Here is an 11661-nt window from a genome sequence, read left to right as displayed (position 1 = left end):
GGGCCGGCAACCGTGGCGATCTCGGGGTCGACATTCTCGGTGGTCACCGCAAAGGCCGGACCTTCCGGGATCAGATAACCGATGTCGGACAAAAACGCCTTGTAGGCGGCCATGTCATGCGGCGCGCCGTGCTTGCGGTACCAGGCGTCGAGCTTCAGCTGGAAGTCGTCGCGCTTCTCAAGCAAAGCCCGGTTCTCCGGCCCGAGATCATGCACGATGTCGGCAAAACCCGACCAGAACGCATCCGCATCCACACCCGTCCCAGGCAGAGCTTCAGACACCACGAAGTCGTGGAGCTCACGCGCGACAGAAAGGCCATGGACGAAGACGCTGTCGTCTATCCGCTTCATCATGTTCATCGTCATACCTCCCCGGGGTCAGGCCGCGATCGCAGCGTCTGTGCGGAAATCGCCAGCGATGGTCTCGGCGACCATCTGGGCGGTGGCGGCCGACAGCGTCCAGCCGAGATGGCCATGGCCGGTGTTGTAGAACACGCCGGGCTGGCGGCCCTTGCCGACCCTCGGCATCATGTTCGGCATCATCGGCCGGAGGCCAGCCCAGGGCACGACCCTGTTGGTGTCGACATCCGGGAACAGCGTGCGCGTCCAGTCGACCAGCGGCCTGACGCGGTCATCGCGAATGTCGCGGTTCATGCCGTTGAACTCGGCCGTGCCAGCGACACGAAAGCGCCCTGCCCCCAAACGGCTGGTGACGATCTTGGCGCGGTCGTCGAGCAGGCTGACCCAAGGCGCAGCAGCCTGGCTGCGCTCGTCGTCGAGATGCACGGTGATCGAGTAGCCCTTGACCGGATAGACGTTGACCCGGTCGCCAAGCATCGCCGCGAAATGGCGGCTGGCGGCACCGGCGCAGACGACGATGCCGTCGGCCTCGACGACCCTGTAGTCGGGCTGGCCGTCGGCACCTGACGTCGTGTAGCCGATGCAGAACACGCCGTCCCTGGCGATGCGGTCGACAGAGGCATCGAAGACGAAACGCGCGCCGCGGCGCTCGCAGGCCTTGGCGAGGCCGAAGGTGAACTTGTGGATGTCGCCGGTCGAATCCGACGGCGTGTAGAAGCCGCCGTGGAAATCGCCATGCAGCGTCGGCTCGATCGACTTTACTTCCTCAGCCGTCACCGGCCGGCGGTCGAGCCCGCCCTCGACCAGCATCGCATTGACCTTCAGCGCATGCTGGAAGCTCGGTCTGTCCCAATAGAAATGCAGGATGCCGCGGCGGACATGGTCGAAGTCGATGTTCTCGCGTTCGGCGATGGCGAACAGGTGCTTGCGCGCGGCAATCGCCAGCCGCGTCGTCTCCACCGTATTGTCGCGATAATTGGCGATGTTGGAGACGAATTCGGCCAGCCAGGCATATTTGTGCCAGGTCGGCCTGGGGTTCATCAGCAGCGGTGCATCGCTGCGCAGCATCCACTTGAGGCCCTTGAGCAGCGTCGACCAATGGTTCCAGACCTCGGCGTTGCTGGCCGACAGCTGGCCGCCATTGGCGAACGATGTCTCCATCGCAGCATAACGCTGGCGGTCGACGACGGTGACCTGGTAGCCACGTTCCAGAAGGGCATAGGCGGTGGTGACGCCGGTGATACCGGCGCCGATAACGGCAATATGGGGCATCTCACTCTCCGCGATCAAAGTTGGGCGCGGGCCGAAACCCGCTGTTTTCCCCAATCTGTCGCTGTACCTGAGAGCTTAACCGCACCGGCCCGACCGCTGCGGCTTTCCCCTTCGGTGGACGCTCGTGGCGCCTCTCTCCAGATCGTTCAACTGCATGGTCACTTTTGCCTGAGAGTTTCCTGGGGGGTTGCTCCGTCGGCGTCGGCCGGTGTCATCTTGCAGCGGCCGATCTCTCCCATGCAGCCTCTTGAACGCGTGTCTTCATAGCTGGTGCCAAGCCCTTCCGCAACGTGAGACACGGAAGGGACTGGCCATCAGTTGCCTTCGTCGTAAAGCGTCGTAGTCGTCTCGACGCCATGCTCGTGCAGGCCCGCACGCACCACTGCGGCAGCGGCGAGTTCGCGCGCCTTACGGCGAATGCCGGCCTCGTCGACGCCCTGGACCTTGCCGTCGGCATAGACTGCCTTGCCGTCGACCCATGTCTGGGTGATCGAAGCGGTCGACGCAGAGAACACCAGCGCCTGCAGCGGATCGTAGAACGGTGTCCACTCGACATGGTCGAGATCGAACAGGATGAAGTCGGCCTTCTTGCCGATCTCCAGCGAGCCGATCTCGTCGTCCCACATCAGGGCGCGCGCGCCTTCGATGGTCGCGGCACGCAGGGCGTCGCGGGCGGTGAAGACGTCGGGCTTCAGCCGCGCGTCCTTGAACATGCCGGCGACGACCAGCATCTGGCGCATAAGGTTCATGTTGCCTGCAGCCGACACGCCGTCGGTGCCGAGGCCGACCTTGACGCCGGCCCGGACCATCTCGGGATACTTGCCGATCGACGTTGCGCCCTTGCCGAGTTTGAATGAAGAGCACGGGCAGAAGGCGACGCTGGCGCCACGTTCAGCCAGAAGCTTGACCTCCTCGTCCGACACCGCCGCGCCATGGGCGATGACCAGGTTCTTGCGGATGCCGCCGGCATTGTCGACACGGGTGATCGGCCAACAGCCATACTTGCTTTCGCAGACCTTGGCCTCCTCGATCGAGGTCGCCAGGTGATAGGTCGTGCCGACGCCCAGCTTCTCAGCCAATGCCACGGCGCCGACATGCAGTTCGAGACTACAGGGCTCCTTGCCCTCGATGTTGACCCAGCAGCGGGCACGACCGTCGAGCGTATTGTTGTAGCGCAGCACGTTTTCCTCGAGCACCTTCAGCGCCGTCTGCGCATCGGGGAAGAAGTGGTGCTCGGCCATCTCCTCGGTCCAGCCGCGCGGCAACTCCGCCGGACGGTTGTCGGCGGCGTGACGGCCGGTGATGCCGCGGATGCCGGTCTTGTCCATGGCACGGATGACGATGCCGGGATCGTATTGAGAGCCCATGTCGAGGAAGCAGGTAGTGCCACAGCGCAGCATCTCGGTGATCCCGAGCAGCGCGCCCCAATATTCATCCTCTTCAGTGATATGGGCGTAGAAGGGCTTTGCCCAGTGGAACACCCAGGCGCGGGTGTTGAGATTGTCGGGGAAGACCGCGCGGGAAAGGGTCTCCGACAAATGCACGTGGCTGTCGACGAAGCCTGGGCACATGCCCAGCATGGTGCCGTCGATCACCTTGTCGAAGCTTTTGCCCTTATGGCGCGCGGCCACCTCACCGGCAGCTCCGATGTCGGCGATGCGGTCGTTCTCGACCACCACGCTCGCATTGCGCAGCACCGTGTCGTTCTTGTCGACGGTGAAAGCGAAGTTCAGATTTTCGATCAGCGTGCGCATGCGGCTCCACCCAATGCTCTACTCACGGACTCCTCCAGATCGCGTCGCCGGTCCGTGACGGCGAAGCGACGTCTTGCTTTGCAAGCCGGGCCACAAAGCATCCCGGCTGCCAATTCACAAGCGACGCTGGCTCAAGCGACCGCCTTGACCTTGCTGCCCTGCTTGGCCGTGCCACAGAGGATCAGCTTGTCGGTGTCGGCATAGTCGGACAGAAGCTCCGAGCCCTTCGACGTCACCAGAAGCATGTCCTTGTTCTGCATGCCGTAGCCATAGCCGGTGTCGTAGCAAAGCGGCTCGAAGCCGAGCACCATATTCTCCTCCAGCGGCGCATCGCTACCCGGCTTGCCGAGCACCGGCGTCAGGCCGAGATAGGGGTCCTCGTGCAGATGCAGGCCGATGCCATGGCCGACGAAGGAAATCGGCGGCAGGTTGAGCTTGGCGAGCTTGGCGATGAAGGCATCGTAAATCTCGCGGCAGCTGGCGCCCGGCTTCACCTTCTCCATGATTTCATATTTGCACTCGACAAGGTGCGCCCAGATCTTGTCGGCCATGGGCGGCGCCTCGCCGACGATGGCCGTGCGGCAGACGCCGGCCTGGTAACCGTTGATGACCGAGAATATCTCGACGCGGCAGACGTCGCCGCGCTTGAGGATACGGTCGGACGGGCCAACATTGGGGAGCACCGAGCGCTCGCCGGTGGCGACGATCAGAAGCTTGAAGTGCTCGGCGCCGAGCGAATAGACGTTGCGGGTCAGGTGACCGGCAATGTCCATCTCGGAATCGCCGGCATCGACCACGGCCAGCGTGTCTGTGATCGCCTGGTCGGCGATGCGCGACAGCTTGCTGAGCAGTGCGATCTCTTCGGCCGTCTTGATCTGGCGCAGCCTGGCCAGGATCGGCTCGGCATGTTCGAAGCGGGCGCTTGGCATCGCCGCCATCAGGCGGGCAAAGTCGCCTGCCGGCAGATAGTCCATCTCGAGGCCGATGCGCGCCTTGCCGAGGCCGAGGCCGGCGAGTTGGTCGGCCAGCACCAGCATCGGATCGTCGGAGAATTCGGCCCAGATGCGGGCCGCCATGTCAGGCAGGCGGCGCTTGATGGTCGATGCCTCCATGTCGACGCCGAAGATCGCGGTGCGTCCATCAGCGGTGACGATGGTCATCGCGTGGCGGTGGCGGATCAGCGGCTGCGACGGCACGACGAAGCCCGCGGTATAGGCGAAGTTCTCGGGCGACGAGCAGATGATGGCGTCGAGTCCATGCTCGGCCATTGCCCTCACCTGCTTGGCTACGATTTCTGCCCGCATGATTTGGTTCCTCTCCTTGAGTTTCTTGACCGGCGCTCAGTCGCGCACGCGGTATTTTTCGACCTTGGCCAGATCGACATCGATGCCCATTCCGGGACCCGACGGCACGACAACCGCACCATCGACGACCTGCATCGCTTGGACCAGAAGGTCGTCCTTGTAATAGATACCGCCGACCTGGCCGTGTTGCGCCTCGGCCGGCGTCGAGATCGGGATGACGCAGGACAGCGTCGCCGCCGGCGAGGCAGCCGCGACCTGGACATTGGCGAGGTTGCCGATGCCTGTTTCGATCGAGCCGTTGACGTTGCAGATGATGCCGGCAGCGCGGCAGACCGCGCCGACCTCCATCGCCTTGTAGAGACCGCCGGCCTTGGTGGTGTAGATCGAGACGATCTGGATGCCGCCGTTCTGGATGATCTGGACGGCGTCGTGAGCGTTCCATGCCGACTCGTCGGCCATGACGGGCGCATCGATACGGCGGCCGACTTCGGCGATGCGCTCGATGCCCATCACCGGCTGCTCGACATATTTGAGCCGGTACTTTTCCATCTGGCGCACGGTCTGCACCGCCTCGCCAGGCGTCTTGTAGCCTTCATTGGCGTCGACGCAGATCTCCATCGCCTCGCCGGCCGCCTCGCGCACCGCCGCCACCATCTTGACGTCGCGCGCCGGGTCCACGCCGATCTTGACCTTGATCGTCCTGATGCCTTCGGCGGCAAGCTTGGCCGCTTCGACCTTGGCCTCTTCGATCGAGATCAGACCGATCGAGTGCGTAATGGCGACCTTGTCGCGCGCCTTGCCGCCGAGCAGCGTATGGACGGGCACGTTCAGCCAGCGGCCAGCGAGATCGTAGGCGGCGAACTCAACCGCCGCCTTGGAATAGGGATAGCCGCGGATGATCGCGTCCATGCGGGCATGCAGCTCGGCGAAATTGCCGAGTTCGAGACCGATGACGGCGGGCGCCAGATAGGTTTCGATGACGCTGCGGGTGATCATGGCGGACTCGCCGAAATAGCGACCGAACTCGCCGCCCCAGTCCTTCAGCGCGGGCGCTTCGCCCCAGCCCACCCGACCGTCGCTGTCGGTCATCTTGACCATGACATAGCGGCCGATGACCTCAGTCAGGCCGGCCCATTTGTGCTCGCGCCGCGTCGGCAATTGAACAATGAGCGTTTCGATGGACTTGATCGTTGGCACCGGTCTTACCTTTTCCTTGTCACCGCCGAGGCATCTCTATACGATGCGATCATCTAGTGTGATCACACTTTATGATCATATTTTTGGATGTCAAGCGACCTGCCTCGCGAAATTTGGTACGACCGAGATCAACCAGGGCAGACAGCAAAACGGGGAGGGAAAGATGATCATCGAAGCGACCAACTACTTTGCAAGGCAAGGTCAGGCAGAGGCCGTTCTGGAGCAGCGCCGCAAGGCAACGGAAATCAGGCTCGAGCTCGGATTGGAGCCCGGACGCATCCTGCTGAAGCTGGAGGGATCAGGACCTGACGTGCGCTGGGAATGCAGTTTTGCGTCACAGGAAGCATACGAAGCCGATAGGGCGGCACGAGCCGCTTCACCCGCCTTCGAAGCCGCGCGTAAGCAGATGCACACGTTGCTCGACAGATTTGAAAGGCACGTCAGCGTGCAAGACGAAGGCTGACGTCCGCACTAAATTTGTTCGCAAAGGCGCGTGGACCAGACGCGCTATTTCAAATCGGCCTTCCCAACGCGGGCGTGTCCGCGTTGGCCAGCCACATCATCTTGGCGCGGCGGCTACTTCATTCGCCCGTAATCGCGCATCAACGCCACCAGTTGATCATGTGGCATGGCCTGGATGCGAAAACGATCAAAGGCCGTGCCGCCGGCATCTTCAGCCGCTAGCATCGCATTGACGACGGCCTCCTCCACGCTGTCGACAGTCGCTGCGTAGACCGCGTCGAGCTTCTCGTCATTGACGATCTCGATGCCCAGCTTTGGTGCCGCGCAATGTGCCATGGCCTGTTTGTTTGCCGTCGAGAAAGCCAGAAAGATGTCGCCGGAGTTGTTCCCGCCGGGGGTGCCACCACGACCGATGCCAATTGTCGCGCGGCGCGCCAGCCGCTGCAACTGGTGCGGGGCCATCGGCAGGTCGGTGGCGATGACGACGATGATGGATCCGCGCTCAGCAAGCTGGCTTTGGGGCGTGCCGTCCCGCATGTGTTCGCCAACGGGTACGCCCCGGATCGTCAGCCAGTCGCGCTGACCATGGTTGGCCTGAACCAAAGTCCCGATCCGGTGTTCGCGGCCGCCGAACTCGACAATGCGGGAAGCCGTGCCTGTCCCCCCCTTGAAGCCATAGGTAACCATGCCGGTACCGCCGCCGCTGTTACCCTCCTGCACCGGCCCAGACGACATGCTGTCGAGCGCAGCCCTGACATCCGCCTCCGTAATCGGCAGGCCGTTGATGTCGTTCAGGACACCATCATAGGTTTCGGCAATGACGGGCATGATCCACAGGAAGCTGTCCGTGTCATATGTCGAAGCGTAGCGCTCCAGCATCCATTTGACGGTGGCGTGGTGAGCCATTCCGACGGCATGGGTATTGGTGATCACGACGGGACCGAGAAAGTAGCCGCCGTCCTCGATCCAGTGGGTGCCTGTCATCTCGCCGTTGCCGTTGAAACGATGCACTCCCGCATAAACAGGCACGGGCGTTGGCGAGGCCGCATGCGGCATGATGGCAGTGACGCCTGTGCGCACCGGGAGCTTGCGTCCCGGCCTCGGCGTATCCTCGGTGATCGTCCTGAAGCCAACACTGATGCCATCGACGTCGGTGATGGCATTCAGCGGACCGGTCCGGCCTGTAAATGGCAGGCCGAGATCGCGGGCCCGGGCTTTGGCAATTGCTGAGCTGGTATTGATCATGGGTGTCATTTCTGCCGAGAGCGCAGATAAAGGCCAAGCGAGGCCACGATGAAGGAGAAGGAAAGCATCATCACCGCGATGGCATTGATTTCGGGCTTTATGCCGCGGCGGAGCATGGCGAAGATGAACATCGGCAGCGTCGTCACATCGACGCCGGCGATGAAATAGGTGATCACGAGATCATCCATCGAGATGATGAAGGCCAGCAGCGCGCCGCCAACGATTCCTGGCAGCAATTGGGGAAACACCACCTTGCGGAAGGTCACCCACTCATTGGCGCCGAGATCGGCGGAAGCGTTTTCAAGCGTACGGTCCATGCCCGCCAGCCGCGCCGACACGACGATGAAGACATAAGAGATCAGGAAGGTGCACTGGCCGATGATGATGGTCCACAAGCCAAGCGCAATGCCCGAGTTTACGAAGAAGATCAGCAAGGCGATGCCAAGCACGATGTCGGGCATCAACATCGGCATGAACATGACGGTGCGATAGAAGCGCTTGCCGAAAAAGGCGAACCGGTAGAGGGCGATCGCCACGGCGGTGCCCAGGACAGTCGAGATCGCGGTGGTGGAGCTTGCTATGATCAAGCTGTTCCAGACGGCCTGGACCAGTTGATCCGTTGACTCGATGTACAGCGCATTTTCGGAGACGGTCGTCTTGAAGCCGAGGACCTGTGCGTACCACTCTGTGGTGAACCCGGTCCAGGTCATCATGTTGACCGGGTTGGAATTGAACGAATAGACGGCAATCAGCGCCAGCGGAATATAGATGAAGGCGAAGAATAGCGCCGTGTAGGCAAACAGGCTGCCGCGGAACAGAAAGCGAGCGATCTTCATGTCGTCTCCTCAGTTCGTGACATCGGCGCCGCGGCGGCCTGTCGCGATGACATAGACGAAGAGCATCACCAGCATGACGCTCATGACCATCATCGCCAGGGCCGAACCGAAGGGCCAGTTGCGGGCAGAGAGGAACTGCTGCTCGATGAGATTGCCGAGCATCATCACCTTGGCGCCGCCGAGCACCGCGGGAACGACGAAATTTCCGAGTGCCGGGATGAAGACGATGATTGCGCCACCGGCAATGCCGGGAGCAGTCAGCGGCAGGATGATCCGCAAGAAGGTGCGGATGGGCCCGGCACCGAGATCGAGCGATGCACGCACCAGCGTCCAGTCGAGCTTTTCGACGCTGGCATAGACCGGCATGAACATGAACGGGATGAAGATGTAGACCATTCCAAGCACGATCGCGCCGTCGGTGTAGATCAGTTCAAGCGGGCGATCGATGATGCCGGTCGCCAACAACATCTCGTTGACGATGCCGGTCTGGCGCAGGATGAGGACCCAGATGAACAGGCGCACGATCAGGCTTGCAAAGAAGGGCAGCGTGATCAGGAACAGGCAGAAATTCTTCGAGCGTTCCGACAGCCGGGCGATGCAGAAGGCGGCAGGATAGCAGACGAGCAACGTGGCAATGACCGTGAACGCCGCGATCTTAAGCGAACGAAGGAAAATGGAGATGTAGACCGGGTCGAAGTCCTCGAAAGCCGGGTCGGCGAAGCCGAGGATGCGGCCATAGTTGTGCGGATAGAATACCCACTCCACCCCACCATAAAGACCCGGCGCCAGGAAGCTGGTGGCGATCATGATCGCAAGCGGGCCAAGGAAGAACACAGCGAAGAACAACGATACTGGCGTCAACAGCAGGGCAAGCTGCATCCGGCGCCGGCTGGCCAGCGAGAGGTCAGATGCCATCGGCGTCGCACCTGATGAGATGGACGGCAGCCGGGTCATAGGACAGCCGGGCTCTGCGAGCCTGCTCGATCTCTCCGATGAAGCGGCGGCGGCTTGCCGGAATTTCAGCAACGACCTTGCGTCCCACCGCAGTGCGGCCGAACAACTCGAACGATGAGCCGACGAAGACGATCTGCTCTACGTCTACGTCAAGGTAAGGACAGGCCTCGCCCTCCTCTGCTATGAAAAACTGTTCGGGGCGGATAAGTGCCTGGGCCGCGCCAGACACGTTCGCGGGCGAAGGCAGGTAGCGGACCGACACCCCCTCGCTCGTCACCAGGCGCCCGTTGTCGAGTTGACCCTCGAACAGATTGCTGGCCCCGACGAAAGTGGCCACGAAGCTGTTTGCCGGGTGATCGTAGATGTTCCGCGGGGTGTCGAGCTGCTGGATTCGTCCGCCCGAAAGCACCGCCACGCGATCCGACATCGTAAGCGCTTCCTGCTGGTCGTGGGTGACGAAGATGAAGGAAATGCCGAGCTCGCTTTGCAGGGCCTTGAGCTCGATCTGCATCGCCTGGCGCAAGTTCTTGTCGAGAGCTGAAAGCGGTTCGTCGAGAAGCAACAATTTGGGGCGGGCAACGATGGCACGGGCAAGCGCCACGCGCTGTTGCTGGCCACCGGAAAGCTGACGCGGACGGCGGCCTTCCATGCCGGCAAGTCCGACCATGTCGAGCACTGCTGCGACCTGCTTCATCCGCTCGGATCTGGCGACGCCCGCTACCTCCAGTGCATAGCCGGTGTTCTCGCCGACAGTCATGTGTGGGAAGAGCGCGTAGCTCTGGAAGACCGTGTTGACGGGCCTGCGGTAGGGCGGACGGGCGGTCATGTCCACGCCATCGATGAGGATGCGCCCGGCATCAAGCTCGACAAAGCCGCTGATCGCTTGAAGCAGGGTTGTCTTGCCACAGCCTGATGGGCCGAGAAGGGTCAGGAACTCGTTTCGGTCGACATCGAGGTCGAGCGCATCGAGCGCTGTTACGTTCAGGCCTTCGGGCGTGGGAAAGGTCTTTGCCGCCCCCTCAAGCCGGACAATGGAATCTCGCATTCGTCGTTCCCCGAATTGTTATCTAAATAACGCTTGTGCGATTGAGAGATTTGGATACCATTTATTCACCCAAGTCAACGGCCACGAGAAGCCGCAACCGGGAGCCGCGAAGGCGAGCCTTCGAAGGGCGAAAACCAACAGAGGAGAATCCGATGAACATCATTTTCCGCACAGTCCTGGGCGCAGGGGGCGGCAGGCTGGGGGCATTGTTAGCTGCGGCTTCATTTGCGGCAGCTATTTCGACGGCAGCACCGGCCACTGCTGCCGAACTCAACATTTACAACTGGGGCGAATACATCAATCCGGCGGTTCTGAAGAAGTTCGAGGACGAGACCCAGATCAAGGTCAACCTGTCCACTTATTCTTCGAACGAGGAAATGCTGGCCAAGATCCAGGGAGGCGCCACCGGCTACGACATCGTCTTCCCATCGGTCCACATGCAAGACATCATGGCCAAGCTCGATCTGCTCGAGAAGACCGACATAAACACCTATGAGGGCTTCAAGAACATCGACCCTTCGTTCATGCGCGCCAAGAGCGACCCCAAAGGCGAGTACTGTCTGCCTTACGCATTCGGTTCGGTCGGCATTTTCTACAACCGCAAGATCCTCGGTAAGGATATCACCGGCTGGAAGGATCTGATCGCAACCGTCGAAGCCAAGGGCCTGAAGTTCACGCTCCTCGACGACATGCGCGAGGTTCTGGCCGTGGGCCTGATCCTCAACGGGCATAAGGTGAACTCGACCGACCCCGCGGAACTGCAGCAGGCGGCCGATACGATCATCGCCATGAAGCCCGACGTGGCCGCCTTCACCTATGACACACGGCCCATGGTGCAATCAGGTGACGTTGCTGCAGGGCACTTTTTCGTTGGCGCCATGGTTGACGTGTTCGGCAACACTGCCGACCTCGGCTATGTCATCCCGGAAGAAGGCGCCACCATGTACCAGGAGGACATCTGCGTCCTCAAGAGCGCACCCAACAAGGACAACGCGATCAAGTTCCTTCAGTTCTACACACGCCCTGAGATTGCGGCGCTCAACGTCTCCCAACAGACCAACGGCACGGCGAACGTTCCGGCGCGACAATTGACCCCCGACAACATCAAGAATAGCAAGGAAATCAACCCGTCACCCGAGACGATGCAGCGGCTCCAGATCTTCGAGGACCTGGGTCCTGGCCTGCGCCAGCTTGATCGCGTCTGGACCAAGGTGAAGACAGCGCAGTAGTTCA

The 11661-nt window shown here is 61.7% G+C and carries 10 protein-coding genes, 1 pseudogene and 1 riboswitch; of the genes and pseudogenes, 2 read left to right on the top strand and 9 right to left on the bottom strand.

Annotated elements, in window-relative coordinates:
• The 5 genes and pseudogenes from NDO48_RS28280 to NDO48_RS28260 all read right to left on the bottom strand — a co-directional run.
• Positions 1 to 365, bottom strand: a pseudogene (locus NDO48_RS28280) (malate synthase G); the annotation flags it as partial.
• 12 nt (positions 366 to 377) lie between these two features.
• Positions 378 to 1631 (bottom strand): D-amino acid dehydrogenase, encoded by a 1254-nt coding sequence (locus NDO48_RS28275; protein WP_267322839.1) that lies wholly within the window; start codon positions 1629 to 1631, stop codon positions 378 to 380.
• 145 nt (positions 1632 to 1776) lie between these two features.
• A riboswitch (glycine riboswitch) is annotated at positions 1777 to 1879 on the bottom strand.
• 66 nt (positions 1880 to 1945) lie between these two features.
• The gene (locus NDO48_RS28270) at positions 1946 to 3385 is read right to left on the bottom strand and encodes an amidohydrolase family protein (RefSeq protein ID WP_018431055.1); all 1440 of its coding nucleotides are present in this window, start codon (positions 3383 to 3385) and stop codon (positions 1946 to 1948) included.
• A 131-nt stretch (positions 3386 to 3516) separates the two neighbouring features.
• A complete protein-coding gene (locus tag NDO48_RS28265; RefSeq protein ID WP_267322838.1) occupies positions 3517 to 4689 on the bottom strand; it encodes a M24 family metallopeptidase in 1173 nt (390 codons plus the stop codon).
• A gap of 36 nt (positions 4690 to 4725) precedes the next feature.
• Positions 4726 to 5886 (bottom strand): mandelate racemase/muconate lactonizing enzyme family protein, encoded by a 1161-nt coding sequence (locus NDO48_RS28260; protein WP_267322837.1) that lies wholly within the window; start codon positions 5884 to 5886, stop codon positions 4726 to 4728.
• Here NDO48_RS28260 and NDO48_RS28255 point away from each other — a divergent pair.
• Positions 5867 to 6349 (top strand): hypothetical protein, encoded by a 483-nt coding sequence (locus NDO48_RS28255; RefSeq protein WP_267322836.1) that lies wholly within the window; start codon positions 5867 to 5869, stop codon positions 6347 to 6349. The genes NDO48_RS28260 and NDO48_RS28255 overlap by 20 nt on opposite strands.
• A 113-nt stretch (positions 6350 to 6462) precedes the next feature.
• Here NDO48_RS28255 and NDO48_RS28250 read toward each other — a convergent pair whose 3' ends face one another.
• The 4 genes from NDO48_RS28250 to NDO48_RS28235 are packed head-to-tail and all read right to left on the bottom strand — an operon-like array spanning position 6463 to position 10428.
• Positions 6463 to 7593 (bottom strand): P1 family peptidase, encoded by a 1131-nt coding sequence (locus tag NDO48_RS28250; protein WP_267322835.1) that lies wholly within the window; start codon positions 7591 to 7593, stop codon positions 6463 to 6465.
• 5 nt (positions 7594 to 7598) lie between these two features.
• Entirely contained in the window at positions 7599 to 8429 is an 831-nt protein-coding gene (locus NDO48_RS28245) for an ABC transporter permease (RefSeq protein ID WP_018431050.1), read from the bottom strand.
• Between the two features lie 9 nt (positions 8430 to 8438).
• Positions 8439 to 9344: an ABC transporter permease gene (locus tag NDO48_RS28240; protein ID WP_040457338.1), complete on the bottom strand. Its 906-nt coding sequence runs from the start codon at positions 9342 to 9344 to the stop codon at positions 8439 to 8441.
• Entirely contained in the window at positions 9334 to 10428 is a 1095-nt protein-coding gene (locus NDO48_RS28235) for an ABC transporter ATP-binding protein (protein WP_018431048.1), read from the bottom strand. Before NDO48_RS28235 ends, NDO48_RS28240 begins: the two co-directional genes overlap by 11 nt.
• A 152-nt stretch (positions 10429 to 10580) precedes the next feature.
• On the opposite strand from NDO48_RS28235, the gene NDO48_RS28230 reads away from it, so the two are divergent.
• Positions 10581 to 11657: a polyamine ABC transporter substrate-binding protein gene (locus tag NDO48_RS28230; protein ID WP_018431047.1), complete on the top strand. Its 1077-nt coding sequence runs from the start codon at positions 10581 to 10583 to the stop codon at positions 11655 to 11657.
• Positions 11658 to 11661 lie beyond the last annotated feature (4 nt).

The sequence above is a fragment of the Aminobacter sp. MET-1 genome, assembly GCF_026521175.1.
Lineage (GTDB): Bacteria > Pseudomonadota > Alphaproteobacteria > Rhizobiales > Rhizobiaceae > Aminobacter.
Note: the sequence above shows the minus strand (reverse complement) of the source record. Positions and strands in the feature narration are given on the sequence as shown.